At 43.7% G+C, this 20,749-nt stretch carries 19 protein-coding genes and 3 tRNA genes; 2 read left to right on the forward strand and 20 right to left on the reverse strand.

What is annotated here, in order from left to right:
- Window positions 1–120: 120 nt before the first annotated feature.
- The 3 genes from WC715_01720 to WC715_01730 form a co-directional block, all read right to left on the reverse strand.
- The gene (locus WC715_01720; protein MFA6171166.1) at window positions 121–1,605 is read right to left on the reverse strand and encodes a fused MFS/spermidine synthase; all 1,485 of its coding nucleotides are present in this window, start codon (window positions 1,603–1,605) and stop codon (window positions 121–123) included.
- Window positions 1,606–1,832: 227 nt separating this feature from the next.
- Window positions 1,833–1,919, reverse strand: a tRNA-Ser gene (locus WC715_01725).
- Between the two features lie 76 nt (window positions 1,920–1,995).
- Window positions 1,996–2,082 (reverse strand) — tRNA-Ser (locus tag WC715_01730).
- Window positions 2,083–2,211: 129 nt separating this feature from the next.
- On the opposite strand from WC715_01730, the gene WC715_01735 reads away from it, so the two are divergent.
- On the forward strand, window positions 2,212–2,712 hold the full coding sequence (locus WC715_01735) for a hypothetical protein (GenBank protein MFA6171167.1): 501 nt from the start codon (window positions 2,212–2,214) through the stop codon (window positions 2,710–2,712).
- A gap of 122 nt (window positions 2,713–2,834) precedes the next feature.
- Window positions 2,835–2,906: transfer RNA gene (locus tag WC715_01740), tRNA-Arg, on the forward strand.
- Between the two features lie 134 nt (window positions 2,907–3,040).
- On the opposite strand, the gene WC715_01745 is transcribed toward WC715_01740, so the two are convergent.
- The 17 genes from WC715_01745 to WC715_01825 all read right to left on the reverse strand — a co-directional run bounded on the left by WC715_01745 (window position 3,041) and on the right by WC715_01825 (window position 20,727).
- Window positions 3,041–3,856, reverse strand: coding sequence for a ComF family protein (locus WC715_01745; GenBank protein ID MFA6171168.1), 816 nt, complete (start codon window positions 3,854–3,856; stop codon window positions 3,041–3,043).
- Window position 3,857: 1 nt separating this feature from the next.
- Entirely contained in the window at window positions 3,858–4,469 is a 612-nt protein-coding gene (locus tag WC715_01750) for a hypothetical protein (protein ID MFA6171169.1), read from the reverse strand.
- Window positions 4,470–4,491: 22 nt separating this feature from the next.
- On the reverse strand, window positions 4,492–6,402 hold the full coding sequence (locus WC715_01755; GenBank protein ID MFA6171170.1) for a DUF87 domain-containing protein: 1,911 nt from the start codon (window positions 6,400–6,402) through the stop codon (window positions 4,492–4,494).
- 11 nt (window positions 6,403–6,413) lie between these two features.
- The gene (locus WC715_01760) at window positions 6,414–7,094 is read right to left on the reverse strand and encodes a hypothetical protein (GenBank protein ID MFA6171171.1); all 681 of its coding nucleotides are present in this window, start codon (window positions 7,092–7,094) and stop codon (window positions 6,414–6,416) included.
- Window positions 7,095–7,116: 22 nt separating this feature from the next.
- Window positions 7,117–7,572: a PrgI family protein gene (locus tag WC715_01765; GenBank protein ID MFA6171172.1), complete on the reverse strand. Its 456-nt coding sequence runs from the start codon at window positions 7,570–7,572 to the stop codon at window positions 7,117–7,119.
- A 3-nt stretch (window positions 7,573–7,575) separates the two neighbouring features.
- Window positions 7,576–9,216, reverse strand: a complete 1,641-nt coding sequence (locus WC715_01770; GenBank protein ID MFA6171173.1) for a hypothetical protein — start codon at window positions 9,214–9,216, stop codon at window positions 7,576–7,578.
- 46 nt (window positions 9,217–9,262) lie between these two features.
- Window positions 9,263–10,180 carry a DMT family transporter gene (locus WC715_01775; GenBank protein ID MFA6171174.1) on the reverse strand — a complete coding sequence of 306 codons (918 nt, stop codon included), beginning with the start codon at window positions 10,178–10,180 and terminating at the stop codon, window positions 9,263–9,265.
- A gap of 100 nt (window positions 10,181–10,280) precedes the next feature.
- On the reverse strand, window positions 10,281–11,447 hold the full coding sequence (gene metK, locus WC715_01780; protein ID MFA6171175.1) for a methionine adenosyltransferase: 1,167 nt from the start codon (window positions 11,445–11,447) through the stop codon (window positions 10,281–10,283).
- Between the two features lie 127 nt (window positions 11,448–11,574).
- The gene (ahcY, locus tag WC715_01785; GenBank protein MFA6171176.1) at window positions 11,575–12,861 is read right to left on the reverse strand and encodes an adenosylhomocysteinase; all 1,287 of its coding nucleotides are present in this window, start codon (window positions 12,859–12,861) and stop codon (window positions 11,575–11,577) included.
- Between the two features lie 39 nt (window positions 12,862–12,900).
- The gene (locus WC715_01790; GenBank protein ID MFA6171177.1) at window positions 12,901–13,863 is read right to left on the reverse strand and encodes a carbohydrate kinase family protein; all 963 of its coding nucleotides are present in this window, start codon (window positions 13,861–13,863) and stop codon (window positions 12,901–12,903) included.
- Between the two features lie 2 nt (window positions 13,864–13,865).
- Entirely contained in the window at window positions 13,866–14,321 is a 456-nt protein-coding gene (locus WC715_01795; GenBank protein ID MFA6171178.1) for a HEPN domain-containing protein, read from the reverse strand.
- Window positions 14,242–14,874 carry a nucleotidyltransferase domain-containing protein gene (locus WC715_01800; protein MFA6171179.1) on the reverse strand — a complete coding sequence of 211 codons (633 nt, stop codon included), beginning with the start codon at window positions 14,872–14,874 and terminating at the stop codon, window positions 14,242–14,244. Before WC715_01800 ends, WC715_01795 begins: the two co-directional genes overlap by 80 nt.
- Before the next feature lie 246 nt (window positions 14,875–15,120).
- Complete coding sequence (locus tag WC715_01805) at window positions 15,121–16,092, reverse strand: hypothetical protein (protein MFA6171180.1); 972 nt, start codon at window positions 16,090–16,092, stop codon at window positions 15,121–15,123.
- Window positions 16,093–16,163: 71 nt separating this feature from the next.
- Window positions 16,164–18,716: a hypothetical protein gene (locus WC715_01810; GenBank protein MFA6171181.1), complete on the reverse strand. Its 2,553-nt coding sequence runs from the start codon at window positions 18,714–18,716 to the stop codon at window positions 16,164–16,166.
- 20 nt (window positions 18,717–18,736) lie between these two features.
- Entirely contained in the window at window positions 18,737–19,369 is a 633-nt protein-coding gene (locus WC715_01815; GenBank protein ID MFA6171182.1) for a hypothetical protein, read from the reverse strand.
- A gap of 78 nt (window positions 19,370–19,447) precedes the next feature.
- Window positions 19,448–20,101, reverse strand: coding sequence for an ORF6N domain-containing protein (locus WC715_01820; protein MFA6171183.1), 654 nt, complete (start codon window positions 20,099–20,101; stop codon window positions 19,448–19,450).
- 56 nt (window positions 20,102–20,157) lie between these two features.
- Complete coding sequence (locus WC715_01825; protein ID MFA6171184.1) at window positions 20,158–20,727, reverse strand: ORF6N domain-containing protein; 570 nt, start codon at window positions 20,725–20,727, stop codon at window positions 20,158–20,160.
- Between the last annotated feature and the right edge of the window lie 22 nt (window positions 20,728–20,749).

Here is a 20,749-nt window from a genome sequence, read left to right on the forward strand (position 1 = left end):
TATATTTTTTTATTTGATTATATTAATTATATGGAGAAAAAATTTTAAATGCAATACTTTGAGCAGTGGATAAAATAAAAAAACCGGACTCGTCCAGTTCGTGCTATCGGATTAAAAAATTTATACTGCCTTCCTGGCATAATAGTCGACCGGAGCGAAGTCGTCGGTAAGAACTGGCATGTCTGTTTTTATTTCTTCTTTATATAAATTCTTTAGATACTCGTTAAGCTCGCTATCGTCCGATTGGAAGCTAGGAATTGCGTTAGATTTTAATCCCACTAAAATTATATTTCCTACCTCTCCCTTGCTCGCCTTCCTTACCGGAAAAAGATACACCTGGGGATAAACGCTCTTATAGGTTGCGTATTCAGCCCGAAGAAATTCTCCGCTCGGGCCTTCTATTGAAGAAACTATATTTACTATCGCAACACCGCCGGCATTCAGCGCGTCATACGTCTTTCCAACTGCTTCCTTGGTAGTAAGCTGATAAGGGATGGCATAAAGCGAACAAAAAGCATCAATAAATATCGCGTCATACTTATTGCCGGTCTTGTTTAGGAAGGCCCTTCCGTCCTCATGAAAAATTTTTAGTCTTGGATTATCTTTCAGCCTGAAATATTTCTTCGCCAGCTCGGTGAGCTTCTCGTCAATTTCTACTACATCAAGATCGGCCTCGGGAAATTTTTTTAAATAATCCCTCGGATAAGTATAGCCCGCGCCGCCGATTATCAAAGATTTCTTAAGCTTTGGCGCAAAATATTTGGCTAAACGATAATACTTCGTATAATCAAAAACTAAATCATCTTCGCCCTCTAAAAATATGGCCGACTGCGTCCCGTACGGTCCAAATGATAAATTCAAAGTTTTTCTCTTTGTTTTTGCGTCGACTCCGGGATAAATAAAAACTCGGCTATACTTTGTGTCCGTGTCAATTAGTCCGCTCTTTTTCTCCAAACTGCCAGTATAAATTACAAAGATGAGCGATGACAGCAAAAGTAAAATAAAAAAAACTTTAGTCTTGATAAGGCTTTTCGGATAAATGTATATGGCAATAAATCCCAATAGAATTGCTAAAATAATCAATATTTTTAAAGACCCGAAATTTGGAATAAGATAAAACCCGGCCAAAAACGTTCCGGCAATACTGCCGACGGTGGACAAAGCATATAAATTTCCGACGGTCGCGCCCGAGTAATTTAAGCTATCCATTTTCAGCTTGACCGCATAGGGCGAAATCATCCCCATAAAAATACTGGCCGGGGAAAATAATATTAAGGAAGAAATAAAAGAAGACAGCTCCAGATTAAAAAATCCCTGAAAATAATGGAGAGCCGGCTCCTTGACAATAATTGTAAAAAAAATTGATGCTCCGGAAAGAAAGACAAGGGTGGAAAAAATTTTCAAGCTTGGGTTTTTATCAGCCAGCATTCCGCCCAGCCAATACCCGATGCTCAAACTCCCGAGTATTACCCCGATTAAGCTTGTCCAGACGAAAATAGATATGCCGAGATAAGGCGCCAAGACCCTTGATCCGACCAGCTCAAAAATCATAACCACGGCTCCGCATAGAAAAACCGCGATTTCCAATTTTTTTTTCTTAACCATAGTACATAATGTTTCGCACTTTATCGATGATTGCCAGCCCGAGGAAAAAACAAAGTGAAGCGGCAATAGTTACCAGCTCCCGGCAACTAGCTTGCTATCGGCGATATTAAGAATGCTCCAAACACCACATTGGTATTGTAATTGCTTTTTGCGCCTTAGTCCATGACTTGCTTGTAAGACCGCCGTCTATTAAGGTAGAACAAAAAAATGAAGTTTCTCATTATTTGCGGAGGGAGTGAGATTCGAACTCACGGAACCCGTAAAGGCTCAACAGTTTTCAAGACTGTCCCATTCAACCGCTCTGGCATCCCTCCGAATCAGATGGCAGCTTAACAACGCTGCCACCGCTTCAGTTTCTCCGAACAGTTTTAATACCTGTTCAGAAAAATGCGGAGAGGGAGGGATTCGAACCCTCGAGGCCCGTTAAGACCTAACACCTTAGCAGGGTGCTGTTTTCAGCCGCTCAACCACCTCTCCAAATGAAAAGAAAACCAAAAACCCATCAATTCCTTCGGTTTTTGGCATCAATTTCCTTTTCTCTTTACGTATTATCGTATTTTTTGCTATAATTACTATATAAAATTAGGCCTAAATTGTCAATTATATATGGCGGACGAAAATAGACCAAACGATGCCGGCGACTCCCTTTCTTCCTGGACAGTGCCGGAATATGATAAGCACGTGCGCGAACGCGCATGGTATATAATCGCCGGAATAATCGGGGCATTATTTTTGGTTTATTCTTTCTGGACCATGAATTTTCTTTTTGCCTTAATCGTTATAACGGCGTCAATTATTATTATCTTAAATGACGGCCGCGATCCGGATCTGGTGCGGGTGAATGTTACTGATGAAGGCGTAATCGTCGGAAGAAAATTCTACGATTACGACGACATTAAAAATTTTTCTATTGTCTATAAGCCAAAGTTCGAAGTGAAAAACCTGTACTTCGAATTCAAAAGCCCGATAAAGCACCGGCTCTCAATTCCCTTAATGGATATGAACCCCTTGCCAATCAGGGATATTCTGCTAAAATACCTGCCGGAGGACCTGGACCGTTTGCATCCGCCCGCCTCCGAGGGCCTGGCTCGATTTTTCAAGCTTTAACTTCGATATTCTTCGGCATAAAAGAATCCGCCTTGCATTTTGCGGGCGGTCTTTAATTAAGCTCTCGTCGTTCAATTGACCTGCCTTCCCGGCAGGCAGGCAGGACACAAACAATTTAAAATGCACTCGTCGTTCAATGGATAGGACATCAGCTTGCGGAGCTGGTAATCCAGGTTCGACTCCTGGCGAGTGCACAATAATAATAAACGGTCTCTTTGGGGCTGTTTATTATTTTACATTTGCCAGATTAGGAGAACCTGCGGTGCACGGGGCTTCCGCCCCTTCGACTCCCTGCCTCGCCGGCAGGCAGGCTGGCGAGTGCACCAGCTTACCCTTTAGCCACTACCAATCCCCAGACCGTTCTTGCTCCGTTGGCTTTTAATGTCTTCGCGCACTCATTTAGCGTCGCGCCGGTCGTAGCTACGTCGTCAACCAATAGCACGTCTTTTTCGCCCAGCCTGCCGCCGGACCAGCCGTAGCATCCGATAATATTCTTTTTTCTTTCTTCTTCCCCTAGTTTTGCCTGGGGGGTTTTTTGTTTTACCCTGATTAACGCGCCAGTAGAGTATGGAATGGACAAATTATGGGCCGCGGTTCTGGCGATAATATCCGCCTGGTTAAAGCCCCGGGAACGCTCGCGGCGCGGGTGCAGGGGCACCGGGATAATTAATGCCTCTTCCAGGTTAAAAAAAAGGCCGGGAGCATCTTGGGCGCCTTCCACTTTTTCCCAAATTCTTCCGGCCTTTAAATCAGCTAAAGAAACTTTTAATTTTTTTGTTTCATTAACTAAAAAAGCGGCCAAATAGTTCCCTATGATTTCGGCCGCTTGCTTCACTAAATGGTATTTGATGTTTTTAATGGATTTTGCCAAAAGTTCGTTTTCATAATCTCCGGCGATGAGAACGCCGTCCAGATGATAGCGCCTCCGGCAATCGGCGCAAAATTCCCCCAGCCGGCTTTCGGCCTTGCACCCAAGGCAATATTGCGAATCTTTAAAGGGAAGATTGAGAAAACATTCGGAGCAGATCCACTCTCCTTCGCGGCCGCAACCGAAACATTCGACGGGGAAAATTATATCCAGTGCCAGGCCGGATAGCCGGTTTATGCGCTTTCGGAATTCTTCGATTCTAGCAAAAGGCGCCATTTTATTTGCTTTGCCAGATCGCGGAATCGATTTTCCAGGCGCTTCCTTCTTTTTTAAAGCTGATTTCGATGTTCTGGTAGAAGGAGGAGGCGTTCGTCATCATCCCGGTTGCCTCCCGGCGCTGGGTTCCCACAAGAATTACCGCCAGCCCCGCCTCTTTATCGAAACTTTTTACTTCTTCGGTAACGGCTTTGGTCGAAATGCCGTAATAGATATTTAAATTTCCGCCTTTTTTTGCCGCTTCATTCATATATTGCCCAGCCCATTCTTCCATCCGGCTGGTCATAAAAACCATTAAATCTCCGATGTTAGAATAGTCGGACTGGTTCGAATAGCTGCCAAACCGTTCGGCAAATGATCCGGCCATTCTTTTTAAGTCTTCCTGGTTCATCTCTTCTTTTCTCACCCTTGGCGCAGTTTGATTCGTCTTTCCGGTATTTACGGCAGTATTGGTATTGACGATTGCCGGCTCCTGGGACTGGTCAGTTATGGTGCTGTCGGATTCTTCCGGAGCGGGCGCTTTAAAATTGTAAAAGAAAAATACATAAACAATCCCCGCGAGCAGAAGCAGGCTGATAAATATTATTCCGAAGCCGAAAAACCTTTTATCCATATTAAACTCTAATTAATATCCGTTAAGCATTCTGTCCCTCGCCTTTTTCCGCGTCCCCAGACTCAAGGCTTTGGGCAAACTCCTTTTTAGCCTCTTCAATTTCCAGAAGCTGGCGCGGATCGGAGGTTATAAGCTGGTCTTCCGTATAGGAGGCTACAATTTTTATGGCCGCGTGCTTTGAACCGGCAAAAAATATCCCTTCCCCGACGCCCGACTCCAAAAGAAGATATTTTTCCCCTTCAGTCAAAGAAAAAGTCTTTTGGATCAAATCAATTGCCGCCGGAGATTGTTTTAATAAAAGCTGGATTGATGAGTTGGTAACAATCGCCTGGCCGTAAGGCGAGGTCAAAAAGTCATTAACATCCTGGGTGATTGTGGTTACGCCTAAATAATATTTTCGGCACCGTTTGACCAGCGCGAAAATAAATTTGGCGCTGTCCTCGTGCTGCATGAGCCACCAGCCCTCGTCAATTACCAAAATCCGCTTCTTCAGCTGGCTTCGGACCACATTCCAAATATAGTTGATAATCGTATAAATGGCAATCGGCCTTAGTTCGTCTTCTAAATCGCGGACTGAAAAAGAGATCAGCTGGTTGTCCACTTCAACATTGGTGGGTGAATTAAGAAGCCCGGAAAAAGTCCCTTCCGTATATTTTTTCAGCCTCAAAGCGATGCCCGAGCCCCCTTCCATGCCTTCGATAATTTCCTGGAAGTCGGTTAGTATCGGCGGTTCGGCCTTGGCGATATCCGCGTCCGGGGTGATATCTTTTTTAGCGTATGTTTCCAAAAGCGCCCGGTCAATAATTGAATCCTCTTCGTGGGTAATACCCCCAAGCATAATGCGCAAAAGCCCTTTAACGGTAATGACGGCGCTTCTTATAATGTCCTGGGGCTTTGAGTCCTCGCCGATTGCCCGGGGCAAATCAAAAGGATTGATTTTCGCTTCAGAGGCTAAAGAAATATTAACATAAGTTCCACCGACCGCGTCCGATAAATGCTTATACTCATGCTCCGGATCGATAATTATCACGTCCGTACCGAGCATCAGGCTGCGGAGCACTTCCAATTTGATGGCATAGCTTTTTCCCGCGCCGGAAGTGGCAAAGACCACCATATTGGCGTTTTGCAGGCTGAAGCGGTCAAAAAGCACCAAGCTGTTATTGTGCCGGTTTATGCCGTATAAAATCCCCTCATCCGATGTAAGTTCTGAAGAAATAAAAGGAAAAGACGAGGCAATCGGAGAAGAATTCATATTGAAGGTGATAGCCAGCTCATCATTTCCCAAGGGCAGGGTCGAATTAAATCCTTGTTCGGCCTGGTAAAAAACTTTCCGGGAATAAACCAGCCGCGACCCGAGGATATTTTCAACTTCGTCTGACAGCTTATCAATATCTTCTTTTGTATCCCCGTAAATTGTAACGTAAAGCGCGAATTGGAAAAATTTTTCAATCCCTTGCGTCAATGCGTCGCGCAGGCCTTCAACGTCGCGCAAAGCGGTTTCCCGCAATGGGTCGCGAGCCGCCCCCTTTTCCGAATCAGACATAATTTGCGCCGCCAAAATCCCGGCTTTCTTTTTTAACTGTTCCAATACAATAGCCGTATTGACCGGATAAAAAAACATCCCTACGTCAAAAGTCGAATTCAGGTTGATTATCGGAGCAAACCAGCCGACCGAGATATAGCGCGGGTAGCCGATGACGAAGTGGGTGCGGATAAATTTTTCTCCCAGCTTAAGATAATTGGGTTTAACCTCGATCGAAGCCGGGGAAATCAAATCCTTTATGCTCAAAGTCCCCCGCCGGAAGGCTTTTTCTTCAATTATAATCTCTTCAGCCAGCTGGGTCTCGGCTTCTACTGCCTGCGCCTCATTGGCTTTTTTCAGCCTTTTTTCTTCGGCCAAATTTTCTTTTTCTATTTTTCTCGGATTAAACATTTTTTTGTTTCTTAGTCGGCTATTCTTAATTTATCAGTATCGACCAGTTTTTCGTTAGAAGAAGTTTCCGGGTTGTAGGTATTATACAAAAGCTCAATCAAGCCCTGGGTATCCAGCTGGACCGCGTTTAACCCCATGGACATCAAGCCGCCTATTATATTCTCCGCCCGGTAATCCAGCTGGACTTTTCTCCTGAAAAACATTTCATCCTTCATTCGGACAAGCGTCGCCGCCCGAAAAACGTCCATCAGCCTCGGAAAAAAGGCTTTTTGCTTGTCGCTTAACGGATTATAGGGAACAATGATATAAAAATGCTTGGACATTATTTTTCCTATTGAAATCAGTTCTTTAACGTACTGGATATACTCGGCCGTTTGTATCTTTAACAGTTCGTTAGTCTGCTCTTTTTGCCTTTGGCCCAGGTCTTTCATATAATTTTCGATGTTCAATTCGCGCGATTGGATGACGATCTGCAGGGGAAATTCGATATTATTTAGAAAACTCACGTAAGCCGCGACAATGGCGTTTTGCTCATCGTCCGATTTTAGGGCAAAGTTCAGGCTGGAAACCATAATCACCGCCCGCATAGTCCCGTCTTTCATAACTAAAGTATTGTCCCGGATCTCGGAAATATCGAGATAGGACTGGGTGGAAGTAGTAATGTTATTTCTAGCTAATTTATTTTTTGCCATGGTTTTTTTGCTAGCCGCCGGGCTATTTTATTGAACTGATTTCCTCGCCGGCCTCCTCATCCCGATAAGCTCCGTGCGTATCAACGATTAAAGAAAGCTGGGCCAGCCGGGATTTCGGGAAAGTCCGGTGCGGCTCGGATTGAATTTTATCCTGGGGCTTAGTTTCTATGCCGGTATTAACCCAAAGCGGATCGCTATTCCAGTTAGACCAGACTCGCAAGGGCGGCCTTTTTAAGGTTTCTATGAAATTTAAAATAAAATAGTGGAATGGCCGGCCGTTAATTTTCAAAAATGCAAAAACCCCGCCCAGGCATAAAAGGAGCAGACCGATAACCACAAACATCTCAAAATCAAAAATTTTGTAGCACAGGGCGATTAAAATAAAATCTGAAAGCATTATTATAAATTGCCGGGTCGTTATCGGTCCGATAATTTTGTCTTCAACGTCAATAAATTGGGGAACGGTAAATTGCTGCATAAACTAAAACCTTAATTCGCGGTTAAAATCCATAATCGCGTGTAATTCATCTTCGGTCAAATAATCCCTTCCGTCTTTTTTCCTTACTTCAACCATTTCCGCCATTGTTTTCTTCTTAGCAATGCCCTCCTGGCCCATCTCCAGATATAGTCCCATCAAGGGGCTTTCGCGCCAGGCTCTAATCCCCTGGAGCCTTTTGGCGTATTCTTCTTCTTCCAGAAGTTCGATTTTTTCCTTAATTTTGCCCGTCGCCTCGGCCGGATCAGCCTTGTAAAGATGCCGGAAATTAATTAAGTCCAAATATTTCAGCTCTTCAATCGGCGTCAAAATTTTCGGAGTGTATCTTACGTCTTCAATTTTTCTCTTTCCGTTGGTCTCGCTCCTGGCAAAGGGGGCGGCCTCGCCAAGACTAGTGTCCGGAGCCAGTTTTCTTGGGCCGCTTGCTATGATTTGGGCCGGCCTGACCGCGTCGATAACGGTTTTTTTCAGAGGCAGGCCTTCTTTTTTAGCCGACTGTATTGCCTTGGATAAATCTTCTCTAATCCTTTGGGCTTTTTCTTTGGAAACAGTTTCCGCGGACGGCCCGTCTTTCTCGACCAGTTTTGAAATTTCTTCTTTCCTCTTTTCGATTTCTTTTTTCAGATTGTAATCAACATCCCTTAACCCGGGAGATTGAAACGCGCCGGAAGCGGAAATTTTCCCGGACTGGCCATTATTGCCAGCCGGCTCTTGGGAATCCTTTGGTTTTTCCCCGCCGCTTTTTCCGTCCTCAATAAAAGAAAGGATGTTTCCCGCCAGCTGATCATCAATCCCCATGCCTCCTGACTTGTATTCTTTTTGCAGAGTCAGTTTCGTTTCCAGCCGGTTTCTTATCCCCTGGAGATAGGTCCTTAATATCTGCCTTAGCCTTGAGACAGAATCTTCGCTCGAAAAATTATTCCCAAATTCGCGGACAATCGAATCAAGCGTCTTTTGTATGCTGGAGATAGTTGAATCATCTTTTAGATAGCCGCTCATCCTGCTGGTAAGTTTCCCAATCTCTTCCTCATCCTCGGTCGAAAAAAAGAACGGGGCGGCTTTTATCGCGCTTTGCGGCTTTAGGGCAATTCGAGCCGGCGCGATTTTAGCCGGGACAGATTCGATTTTGGCCGCCGCTTCCGCGGCGGGTTTAATCAAGGCCGGCGGATTTTTATGTTCGGAAAATTCTTTTTTAGTTTCGGCAACTGGCCTGATTGACGGTCCAGCCTTCAGTCCGGGCGAAACCGGTTTTGCGCCAGGCATTCCAGTTTTCACTCTAGCCGGAAAAACGGATTTTATTTCCACCGCCGGTTCTTTTTTTCCTCCCGGCCCAGGTACCGCGGCCGGGACGGCTTTAAGATAATCGGCTACTTGAAAAAAAACTTCCTTTTTTAAGGCTTCGGTCAATTTTTTGGCTTTTTCAAAATCCAAATTAAACTCACCGGAAATGTAATTTTCCAGGCCGTTAACCGGAACCTCCTTTATGGCAGCGAGCATTACGAGTTTGGCCAGGCTGACCGAATATTCTTTTTCCAGCCGATCAATTATTGAAGTCGTATTAGGACCGGACAATTTTTCGTATACCTCTTTGGGAAGCCCTTTGAATTTTTGGATGTAGTCAAACATCCTCTTTATTATAACATATTCCAGTCGGAAGATGAAAATGGACAGGCTATTTCTTCACAATCCTGAAGAAGCAAAAGAGCAGCGCCAGACTGGCGGCTATTTGAACCGGATTTAAAACATTCCGGTTGAGAAAATAATCAAATATAACGGCTGATAGCGGCCAGGCTAATTCAAAGATGGTGGCGGCCGATGCGGTTATTTTTTTGAGCCCATAATAGTAGATAAACATGGCCAAGGCGCCGCTTGAAAATACAATAAGGAAAAAAAGCTTCGTTTGGACGGGCGTAATCTGTCCCAGGGCCGCAAAACCGCCAAAAAATAAGACATATCCTCCGGCTAAAACCGTAGTCAGAGCGAAGCGCAGGGCCGCGGTCGACCCGAAATCCAGCTTATTGACGATTCCCTTGCCATACACGGTTGAAGATCCAAAGGCAAAAGCCGCGATTACGGCAAAAAGCGCCGCCTGGTGGGTGATCATAATTTCCCGGGGGTCCACCAGCTTGCCGAAAGTCAAAAAATAAGCGGCGACAATCGCCAGCCCGGCCCAAAGATAAAAATCTTTTTTCAATTTTTCGCCTAATACCAAGCGCGCCAGAATCAGGGCAAAAACCGGCTGAAGCTTTTGCAAGATCACTACTGTGGCAAAAGTAACTTCGCCGTTAACCGCCGCGAAAAACGCTTTGGTAATAAAAAGCGTTCCGATCAGCCCGCCGAAAACCGAAACCCAGGCAATCGCGCCCCACTCCTTTCGCCCCAAAGCCTTAATTTTCGCCCAACCGAGAAATATAAACGGGCAAAGCACTATAAGCCCCAAACCGTGCTCAATAAAAACCACCAGTCCGGCCGGAAGCGCGTAAAGTTTGGGCCGGATAAAAGTCCCGTCCAAGCTCCAAAGTAGTGCCGCGAGCATTATGGCCCCGGCTCCCAAAAATTTAGTTTTATCGTTTTTTATATTTTCCATCATATAACAGGCAGACAAAAATTATTTCTTTTTCGAAGCGAGGACTGTTTGAGACCGCCGACAGGCGGGCGAGTTCCACAGCGAGAAAAAGAAAAATTTTTGTCTAGCACCCAGCTTCTTTTTTTAAAGTCTCCGCCATATCCGTCGCTTCCCAGGTAAAATCCTTATCATTCCGCCCAAAATGGCCGTAAGCGGCGGTCTTCTTATAGATCGGCCGCTTTAAATTAAGCTTCTCGATAATTTGCTTGGGCCTAAAATCAAAATGCTTTTTTACCAGTTCAATTATTTTATTCTCGTCGATTTTATTGGTGCCGAAAGTATTTACGTAAACCCCGACCGGCTGGGCAACACCGATGGCGTAAGCCACTTGCAGCTGGCATTTATCCGCTAGCCCGGCGGCCACTATATTTTTCGCGACGTACCGCGCCATATAAGCGCCGGATCGGTCCACTTTAGTCGCGCATTTTCCCGAAAACGCTCCGCCGCCGTGCGCGCCCACTCCGCCGTAAGTATCAACGATTATTTTTCGCCCCGTAAGCCCGGCATCAGCCGGCGGTCCGCCCATTACGAAGCGGCCGGTTGAATTGATAAATACCTTGGTTTTTTCGTCTAATAAATCTCCCAAAACCGGTTTAATAACTTTTTCGCGGATGTCTTCGCGCAACGCTTCGCTCGAAACCGCTTCGCTGTGATGGGCGGCGATAACGACAGTTTCCACCCTAACGGCATTGCCGTTATCATATTCAACCGTTACCTGGCTTTTTCCGTCCGGCCGGAGATATGGCAGAGTTCCGTTCTTTCTGACTTCCGCCAGTTTGGCGGTTAATCGGTGGGCTAAAATTATCGGCAAGGGCATCAGCTCCGGAGTTTCATTGGTAGCAAAGCCGTACATCAATCCCTGGTCGCCGGCTCCCTGCTCTTTAAATTCTCCGGCGCCTTCGTCCACGCCCTGGGCAATATCCGGGCTTTGTTCGTGCAAGGTTACAATCACCCCGACATCATCACAGCAAAAACCAAATTCCTGCTTGTCGTAGCCAATCCCGCGCAAAACGTCGCGGACCACTTGTTCAACATTAACATAAGCCTTGGTCCGGGCTTCTCCGCCGACTAAAACCAAACCGGTAGTGCAAAAACATTCGATCCCGGCGTGCGAATCCGGATCTTGCTTTAACATCTCGTCGTAAATCCCGTCCGAAATCTGGTCGCAAACTTTGTCCGGGTGCCCTTCGGTAACCGACTCGGACGTAATAAGCCTCGTATTTTTCTCCATACTCTTTTTTTTGGAAGTAGAGTAAATGAGGACAGAAAGTAAATAGTTTCCCATTAAAACCCGCTATCCTCATCTGCTAACTTTCCGTTATTAAACTAATTGTTAATTGATAATTGTAAATTTATAATTAGGTTCCGATTTCCCAGCTCTTCAAATACTTTTCCTGTTCGTTCGTAAGCTTATCAATACTAATCCCCATTGATTTTAATTTCAAATCGGCAATCCAGTCTTCGATTTCTTCCGGGACGTTATACACTTTTTTCTCCAGCTTTGTTTTACTTTTTACAACGTATTCGGATGCCAAAGCTTGCGTCGCAAAACTCATATCCATAACCGAAGCCGGGTGCCCTTCGGCGGCGGCCAGGTTGATTAAGCGCCCTTCGCCCAAAAGATAGATGCTTTTTTGCTTGCCCGCCCCGCCTTTGGCTGGGGCGCGGCCTAAAACATACTCGTCCACGAAATTCCTTATATTTTTATTCATTTTTTTGGACAGCTTTTTTAATTCCGGAATGTTTATTTCAACGTCAAAATGCCCTGAATTGCATATCATCGCCCCGTCTTTCATTAGTTTAAAATGCTCGCCACGAAGGACATTAATATCGCCGGTCAAAGTGCAGAACAGATCGCCAACCTTGGCGGCGTCCAGCATCGGCATAACGTCAAATCCGTCCATCGCCGCTTCCAAAGCTTTAATTTTGTCCACTTCGGTTACAACGACTTTCGCTCCCATCCCGCGGGCCCGCGAGGCAAACCCTCTTCCGCACCAGCCGTAGCCGGCAACAACGACGGTTTTCCCGGCAATCAGTATGTCGGCGGCGCGGATTATTCCGTCCAATGTCGATTGACCGGTGCCGTAGCGGTTGTCAAACATATTTTTGGTCTTGGCATCGTTAACCGCCACAATCGGCACCAACAGTTTTTTTTGCTTTTCTAGCGCCTTCAGCCTAATGACTCCCGTTGTAGTCTCTTCCATACTGCCGACAATTTTCGGCGCCAGCTTTTTGTATTTGGTATGGATTAAAGACAGGAGATCGGCCCCGTCATCCATGGTGATATTCGGCGAAAAATCCAAAGCCGCAACTAAATGCTTGTAATAGGATTCTTTGCCTTCTCCGCAAATCGCGTAAGTCGGGATTTCATAGTCTTTAACCAAAGAAGCGGCGACGTCATCCTGTGTGGACAATGGATTGGAGGCGCATAAAAGCACGTCGGCTCCCCCCGACTTAAGAGTGCGCACTAAATTCGCAGTCTCGGCCGTAACGTGCAGGCAGGCTGACATTTTCATTCCTTTGAACGGCAGTTCCCGCGCGAATCTTTTTTTAATCGCCCCTAAAACCGGCATGTCCTTTTCCGCCCATTCGATTCTTTTTCTGCCGCCTTCGGCCAGCTTAATGTCTTTAATGTCAAAATTCATATTTCTAATCAATGTTTTTAATTTTAAAACTTTTTGATATTACAATTTTTCATTATAAGCCTGCAAAAATTTTCCCGCCACGCTTTTCCAGGTAAACGCGTGGTTTTGCGTCCCGTACTTTTCTACGGCGTAAGAAGCGACTACGCTCGCGAGCTTAGCGCTCTTTTCCATATCCCATCCCGATGCCAGTCCTTTCAAAAGTCCGGCCCGGTAGGCGTCGCCGGCACCAGTCGGATCTTTTAGTTCTTTCGCCTTAACCGGGCGCACCTTAATCCTCCTGCCTTTAATAAATATCTCCGATCCAAGCTCTCCTTTGGTGATAATTAATGTTCTTACTTTATCAATTAATTGCTTGCTTGTCCATCCTGTCTTTTTCTTTATCATTTCTACTTCATAATCATTGCCGATTAAAATTTCCGCCGCCTCCGCCGCCCTTTTAATTACCTCGCTTTTTAAAGCCGGAATAGCTTGTCCCGGATCAAAAATATATCTGATATTAGCTTTTTTGTAGTATCCGCCGTATTCTCTCATATCGTCTATATTGCCGGGCGAAACAATGGCCAGGCTATTTTTTAAGGCCTTAGCGCTAAATCCCTTAAAGACTTCTTTTCCCCGCGCTACATTCATCGCTCCCATGTTAAACCCGGTTATCTGGTTATCGGCTTTGTCGGTAATAATATAGGCTGAAGCAGTGTGTTTTTCCTTAATCTCTTTCACTTGGGAAATGTCCACCTTTTTTTTCTTGAGCCATTTTTTGTACGACCCAAAATCGGTTCCGGCGGTTGCTAAAATAAAAGGTCGCTCATTAAGAAGCGCCAAATTATAAGCAATATTTCCGGCGCAGCCGCCAAAATTTTCCCTCAACTCGTTAATGTTAAAGGCAACGTTTAAATTGTGGATTTTGTCCGGCAAAATATGGTCGGAAAATTTCCCGGGGAAATCCATAATCCGGTCAAACGCCAAAGACCCGGAAACTAATATGTTTTTAATTTTATTTGCCATAATCAAAGCAGTTTTTTCTGCGGATTATGCTTATTAATATAATTTTTTATTTCACCAATAAAATTTTCGGCCGTTTTAATTGACTCGTCGGCCTCCGTGTCCGACACAATTCCGACGTCATAAATTATCTCATGTCTATTTTTTCTCATCTGATCAAATTCTTTGATTATTGATGAATAGCTCGCGCCAATAATTGCTTCCGCAGACTCCACCACTGTTTTATGGAACCCCTTGACTTTCGGGCGATAACCGTAAAAAAATACGAGCGCTATTCCGGCCTGGAGCATAGCGTCATAGGCCATCCGGTAAGCGCCAATTTTATCGCTTCCTATAAGCAACTTAGCGTTTAATAAATCCCTGCCAGCTCTTTCAATCCTCTTAATAATCTGGTCGAATCTTATTCCTTTTTCTTTCTGAAGAAAACCGGCTTTGGCTAAATTTTCTAAAGTTTTTTTCATCTCCTTTTATAAATATTTTTTTGCTTTTTACAACATTCTCTATAAAACTGTTGCCCTTCTCAATTTCTTTTTCTAAGTCTCTGGGCGAAAATATCCGGTAATTAATTTCCCGGCCGATTTTTTTCTCAATTAAACTTATTTTCTCCAATAAATCTCTCTTATTAATATCGGCGCCGATCAAAAAAAGGTCTATGTCGCTTCCGGCTTTATCCTCGGAACGGGCGCGCGATCCATAAATAAATGCGCACAAAACGCCGTCTAGATTTTTCACAGCTTTTTCCAGCGCGCTTTCTATTCCGACTGATTTAGCAATAATATTTTTTAATTCGCGGTAAAGCGGATAATTTTTATTCAATTTAAAATATTTTTGTTTTCCCTTAAATTCAGAAGCAAATGTTCCTTTCTTTTCAAGCTTATTCAGTTCTCTAGCCAAATTAGAAGCGTCCTCTTTTAAGAGGCGCGCTAATTCCCTAAGATACAATTCCGCTCCCGGATGATCAAAATAATAAGCGTAAAGTTTAGCTTTTAATTTGGATTTTAAAAAGTTAACCATAACCGATATGAGTGAGGAAACGGCAAATATCAATTCGCCGCTTCCGAACGAATGAGGATTATATCATCAGATACAATTGTAGTATGTTTATACTACAATTGTAGTAATTACTAACAACAATGTCAATTTCCCCGGAAAATCCATAATCCGGTCAAACGCCAAAGACCCGGAAACTAATATGTTGAGCTTGTTATTCATACTTCGAATACTTTACCTTATTGCCGGCCGCACTTCAAGCCTTGACAATTAACCGCCAAAATCCTGTTTGACCGGCTGGGACGGATTCCCGTTTCCTCCGCCCGAAGCTGATCCGCTTTGGCTGTATATTTTCCTAATCTCTTCCTCAATCGCCCTTCTTTCAAGCGAACCAGCGGGATATTCCAATACTAACTCTTTTAAACTTTTCAGCTGCGTATTTCCCGCGCCTTCAGAAGATTTGTCAGGCGCATTTCCGCCAGTGTTTAATTTTTTCAAGACCGCCCTCACCTCTTCAATTTCTTTATCAATGGGCTCTAGCACGCCCTCTTTAAAAATATAATTTTTCCCATCAATTGCCATCGGCACATGCTCTTCAAATCCTTGCGGCGAAAAAGAAGAATGCTTTAGCCATTCATATAAATTAAACAAAATTTTAAGATTTTCAGTATCCTCATTTGTTAATTCCTTCGTGCGTTTAAGATCTATAAAATATTGGTTTCTTTTTAGATTATCCGCAACTTCTGTTCCAAGTTTCCCATTATAATCTTTAAGCCAGTCTCCGACGGTTTTTATCAAGGCTAGGGGAGTAATTGTTTCCCGATTTTCCAGCAAAGCCCTTTTTAAAGTTTCCCTGCATCTGTCTCTCTCTTCAGTGATTTCAATATTCAATAATTTATTTTTTACCTTATCAGTTACGTCATACCCTTCTTTCGCAAGATTGTAATGCTTGGTAAAATTATTTTTTAAGAGGGCTGAAATACTAGCGTAATCAAGCAGGGGAAGAGCGATGAATTTAAGATTTATCAAAGCCTTGCTATAATAATTAAAAAACTGACCGTTTTGTATCGCCAGATTTTTATGTTTTAGAAGAGCTTTCTCTAATAAATTTCCGGCTTTAAGCGCCGTCGGCGCGTCATCAGCTTCAATTATCTTCTTGAATAAATTTTTTGTAGACTCAAAAAAATCTTTATCCAATAATGCCGTCGGAGTATTTGAATTGTTTAGATTGTTTATTGGCATAACTCTTTAATAGTCTGCAAATTTTAAACGATTTGATTTATTTATTTTCGGTTCCATTTTAACTCAAACTGTTATTTTAGGGCGTTCGCATATTTATCAAACTCTTCTTTATAATTTGATATTGAAGCTTTCGCGGCTACCTCAATTATTTTAAGTATATCGGGACTTATTATTCCGTCATCAACTGCTTTTTGTAATTTATCTTTTTCGCTCCATAAATGCTTAGCCACGCTTTCTTGAATATTTCTTTTTAAATTTTCCTGCCCGTCAGGAGAATCGAATGACTTTAGAATCATAAGACCGCCGACATCAAGATGGAATTTGCCGGTAATGTCGTGATGTCCGTAATCCAGACGGTTAAAATTCCTTGCCCTGTTTCTGGCATCCATTTTTCCGGTTTCAGTAGCGACAAAAGCGGCATGCTCAACTTCATTCATTTCTCTCCATTTTCCATTTTCCATCGTATAAGCGCCGGTAGCCATCCAATGATGGCCCTGCCTCTTATTCAGCATGGCGATTTCACTGCCCAAAGCAAAAGCGTCCTGCTGGGAAAGTCCGGCGTCCATGTTGGCTAATCGGGGATCTGCCTTCTTTTCCTCGTCGCTTAATGTGCCGGAAAAGGCCCTCATTAATTTTTGTAAGCCCTTAAACCCGGTATCACCGGCCAAAGGCTTAAGAAATTCGTTATCGTCATAATTTTGAGTCATCCATTTAGTAATGGCTTTTACCATAGCCTTATCTTTTTCGTTTATCGCGTCATTAAGGATTCTTAGTAATTCTGAAGAGTCGGTAATATTCCTAATTTTGGCCATTTTCTCATTAACCGCCGCCTGTTCCGCCGCTCTGGCCTGGAAATCATACATAGGAACGTTCTTGTCATATTCTTTTTGTTTCACTATGGCAGTATTTATATATTCGGCTTTTTCATCATCAGTAAAAGCCCTATTCATGTTATTGTTGTTTGTAGCGAAGTCAAGCTTACGCTGTTCACTGTCTCTCTCCTTGGTAAGCGCGTTTTTCTTTTCTTCATTTGTCTCGGTATCAATCTGATCATCCAGATCGTCTATTCTCGTTGTCAATTCGATTGCTTTATCCCGTTTCTTGACTGCGGTTAGAGCCGAATATTCGGCTTCAAATTTAACCTGGGGAAGTTCATTTTCAAGAACCTCTCTTCTTGCCGCCAGCCTCTTTCCTCCCAAAAATCTCTGTCTTAGTCCTTTCTTGCTGGTAACTTGCTCCCAAGCCGTTCCCGGCGTTCCGGTCATGGCTAAAGCACCGCGAAATGTTCCTTTCGTAGCCATAACTTCCTCGGCCTTTTTCATGCCGGAAGCGTACCTTTCTTTCTTTCTTTCGGCCCGTTTTTCCTTTATCCCGCCCCAAACTCTGGCTAAATTAAAGTCCACCCCTGTTTTTTCATGGGTCTTGTCAATTAAGAAGCTGCCCAATGCTCCGGCTCCTGCCGCGCCCAATTTAAGCGGAGCCATCGCCGCTTTTTGAGCAAGCCCCTGAACTTTCCCCGCCACCTTAGCCATCAGCCCGCCGGCCTGCTGGGCGACCATCAGCCCGCCCATTAGAAAACCGATGACGATAATGTAGGTTTGAAATCCTGTCGAGCAAAAAAATTTACTTAAACCGCCGCACACTTCACTAGTTGAAATACCGGTTGATCCTGTTTGGAGAGTTCCGGCCGACCCCGTCGCCGTAGTTAAGGCTAACCAAAGAAAAAAAGCTAAAACCGGACCAGTGGTAACGTATTTGGCAAATTCCGACCACCATTGGCTCGCGTATTTTTGGCCGGCTGGAAAAGCGGATAATAAAAACGCGGCCGGAGAAAGGATGGTATATATCCAAAGCATTATTATCCGGACAACTAAAACCGCAATCATCACTAAGATTACGATATCAGTAACAATCAAAGCAATAACCCCTAAAACAAGAGAAATTACTATATTAAAAGTTTCAATTTGTTTTGAGCCGCTGGCGGTATCTTTAAGAGCATCATTGCTTATTACTCCAATGTTCAATATTTGGGTTTTATCAATCAAAGCCCCTTTCGAAGCGGCAAAGGCGTTAACAAAGGTAAGCATTATTACCTGGGATGCATCAATCATCAGCCCGCAGATGGTTTTGGAAAAATTTATCAAAACCGCCATTATCAATAATTTTGGGAGTAGTTTTTTCGCGTTATAACTCTCAACCCTTAAAATCGTCGCGAAGGCGATAATTAAAAGGATTAAAATAAAAAACATGTTGCAAAGATCGCGGACAATAACCCAGCCATTGGTAACCGCTGACACATTGATAATATTATTATATGAAGAAACCTGTAATAGTATTGCTGTTAAAACAGTTAAAAATACGCCAAAAACAGCTAAAAAAATCTGTGCTATCCAGCCCACTACTGTTGCTATTGCACCGCCTATGCCTCCGCTTACCGTATTCCAAACCCCATTCCATCCGGAGGTAGTATCAGTAGAAGTTTTAGTAGTGTCAGTAGTAGTTTCCCCCGCCGCATGTATGCTATGCGAAGCAAAAACAAAAACGACGAAAAGCAAAATCAAGAAAGCCAAAATGTTTTTAGCCAACAATTTTCTATTTATTTTCATCTTATTTTTTGAATTCATAGACGGAAAGACAATTTTCTCTAAAAAGCGAAGGGAATAAAAAACGATGCCAAGGCGGTGAGGGATCCAAATCCCAAGTCTACGATTGCCTTAAAGGGATTGCTAATCCATCCGGTTATCATCGCTACCCCGGAAATTAAAGAAATAACCCATAAAAAAGTCGAAATTGAGGAAAAAGCCATTACGATTTTTTGCCCAGGCCTTAAATTCAGTTTTCCATCCCTTAAAAATCTCCAGCCGGCCCAAACTATATTAACTCCCGGAATCGCGCTCAAAAAATAATTTAATACAATTTTTCCAAGCCCGCTTTTCGCGGCCTGGGCCGCTTTATTTGACTGTTCTTCTTCCTGGGCTTGCGCGTTTCTGGCTCTGGCCTGTTCTTGCCTTAAATTCCTCCCGCCACCCATATCGGCCTCTTGCCCCCCGCCAGCTCCTCCCAAACCTTCGCTCATGCCGCCCTCATTAGTTCCCTTTCCCGCCTGTGGCCGGTTTCCCAGCTGGCTTCCGCCCATCTGTCCGCTGATTCTATCTTTATTGCGGCCGGCCATCTGGTCCTCCTTTAATTTTCTTCCGGCTAGCTGGCTTTGAGCCGGACCGGAAAGCTCATTGCCTAAAACATTCTGCCTCATTGCGTTTTCGTTTTGGTTGGGCATACAATTATTCGCTTCTCATCAGATTATCCTGAAAATTTTCATGCGACTCTACTTACGACTATATCACGCGCCATACATTCAGACCGCCTTAAACCCGATTTCCCCGATTTTCCGCCCTTTCTCATCGCTTGCCAGCCTGTTTATTATATCAAAAATTTTGGCAATCTGCTTATTATAGCCGCGCTCCATTTTTTCAATTTTATCCGCCAAATCTTTATAGGAATAAACCAGCTTTCTTATCTTAACGAATGTGCGCATTATAGTTATATTCACTTCTATCGCCTTCTTGCTTTTTAAGACGCTGGAAAGCATAGAGACACCCTGCTCGGTAAAAGCGTAAGGCAAATACTTTATATTTTTGCCTCTTTTAGACTTTGAGGTCACAATTTGTGACCTTGAATTTTGCGAATTTTCGCTAACTTTCTCGTTCAAGGTCACAATTTGTGACCTTGAACGATCTTCGATTATTATTCCCTCCCTTATCAAAAATTCTGTTTCCATCAACGTTAATTGAAACATAAAATCTTCCGGAAACCTTTCCTTATTTCTTTTTACCGCCTGATTCAAAACCTTAGTTGGCACACCGTACAACTCCGCTAAATCCTTATCAAGCAATACCTTTTCTCCCCGCATTAGAAGAATTCTTCCTTCTATCCTCTCGACGGGAATCAAGCTTGTCCGGCTGATTTTTCTATCGGCCATATTCATATTGTTTTCGTTCTGGTTGGGCATACATATTACTAAATCTCATGCATGAGCGCACCTTTATTATATCACGCACCACACAGTCAGACCGCCTTAAAGCCAATTTCTTCTCTACCCGCTTTTTCCTCGTCTCGCGCCAAAAGCCTTAGCGCGGCGAATATTTCCGTAATCTTCTTATCATGCTTTTTAATCCCTCTCTCCAATTCGTTAATTTTTTCCGCCAAAGCTTTATATGACAAAGCGAAATCCCGCAGTTTAATGAATGTCCGGATTATGGCTATATTTATCTCTACCGACCGTTCGCTTTTTAGGACGCTGGAAAGCATGGCAACACCGTGTTCGGTGAACGCATAAGGCATTTTTCTTGTGCCTCCCCAACTTGATGTCGCAATTTGCGACTTCAAGTTTGGCTTATCTTCGCTATTTTTACAACTTGATATGCCAATTTGGCACTTCAAGTTTTCAAATTCTTTCTTTGTTAATTGAAACATAAAATCAGAAGGAAAGCGTTCCGTATTGCGTTTTACTCCTCTATTTAATGCTCCTGTTTCAACCCCGTAAAGCAAGGCCAAATCCCGGTCAATCATAACTTTTTGCCCGCGAATCAGGTAAATCTTGGCTTTTATATTTTCGTATGGGATTATTTTAACCATGTCTTTCTATTCTCATAAAAAA

The organism is Patescibacteria group bacterium, assembly GCA_041661505.1.
Taxonomy (GTDB): Bacteria; Patescibacteriota; Patescibacteriia; order Patescibacteriales; family JBAZCA01; genus JBAZCA01.

Excerpts from the sequence above, each read along its gene's own strand:
- WC715_01720 (MFA6171166.1), bottom strand. The coding sequence starts at position 1,605 with ATGGTTAAGAAAAAAAAATTGGAAATCGCGGTTTTTCTATGCGGAGCC.
- WC715_01735 (MFA6171167.1), top strand. The coding sequence starts at position 2,212 with ATGGCGGACGAAAATAGACCAAACGATGCCGGCGACTCCCTTTCTTCC.
- WC715_01745 (MFA6171168.1), bottom strand. The coding sequence starts at position 3,856 with ATGGCGCCTTTTGCTAGAATCGAAGAATTCCGAAAGCGCATAAACCGG.
- WC715_01750 (MFA6171169.1), bottom strand. The coding sequence starts at position 4,469 with ATGGATAAAAGGTTTTTCGGCTTCGGAATAATATTTATCAGCCTGCTT.
- WC715_01755 (MFA6171170.1), bottom strand. The coding sequence starts at position 6,402 with ATGTTTAATCCGAGAAAAATAGAAAAAGAAAATTTGGCCGAAGAAAAA.
- WC715_01760 (MFA6171171.1), bottom strand. The coding sequence starts at position 7,094 with ATGGCAAAAAATAAATTAGCTAGAAATAACATTACTACTTCCACCCAG.
- WC715_01765 (MFA6171172.1), bottom strand. The coding sequence starts at position 7,572 with ATGCAGCAATTTACCGTTCCCCAATTTATTGACGTTGAAGACAAAATT.
- WC715_01770 (MFA6171173.1), bottom strand. The coding sequence starts at position 9,216 with ATGTTTGACTACATCCAAAAATTCAAAGGGCTTCCCAAAGAGGTATAC.
- WC715_01775 (MFA6171174.1), bottom strand. The coding sequence starts at position 10,180 with ATGATGGAAAATATAAAAAACGATAAAACTAAATTTTTGGGAGCCGGG.
- metK (MFA6171175.1), bottom strand. The coding sequence starts at position 11,447 with ATGGAGAAAAATACGAGGCTTATTACGTCCGAGTCGGTTACCGAAGGG.
- ahcY (MFA6171176.1), bottom strand. The coding sequence starts at position 12,861 with ATGAATTTTGACATTAAAGACATTAAGCTGGCCGAAGGCGGCAGAAAA.
- WC715_01790 (MFA6171177.1), bottom strand. The coding sequence starts at position 13,863 with ATGGCAAATAAAATTAAAAACATATTAGTTTCCGGGTCTTTGGCGTTT.
- WC715_01795 (MFA6171178.1), bottom strand. The coding sequence starts at position 14,321 with ATGAAAAAAACTTTAGAAAATTTAGCCAAAGCCGGTTTTCTTCAGAAA.
- WC715_01800 (MFA6171179.1), bottom strand. The coding sequence starts at position 14,874 with ATGGTTAACTTTTTAAAATCCAAATTAAAAGCTAAACTTTACGCTTAT.
- WC715_01805 (MFA6171180.1), bottom strand. The coding sequence starts at position 16,092 with ATGCCAATAAACAATCTAAACAATTCAAATACTCCGACGGCATTATTG.
- WC715_01810 (MFA6171181.1), bottom strand. The coding sequence starts at position 18,716 with ATGAATTCAAAAAATAAGATGAAAATAAATAGAAAATTGTTGGCTAAA.
- WC715_01815 (MFA6171182.1), bottom strand. The coding sequence starts at position 19,369 with ATGCCCAACCAAAACGAAAACGCAATGAGGCAGAATGTTTTAGGCAAT.
- WC715_01820 (MFA6171183.1), bottom strand. The coding sequence starts at position 20,101 with ATGCCCAACCAGAACGAAAACAATATGAATATGGCCGATAGAAAAATC.
- WC715_01825 (MFA6171184.1), bottom strand. The coding sequence starts at position 20,727 with ATGGTTAAAATAATCCCATACGAAAATATAAAAGCCAAGATTTACCTG.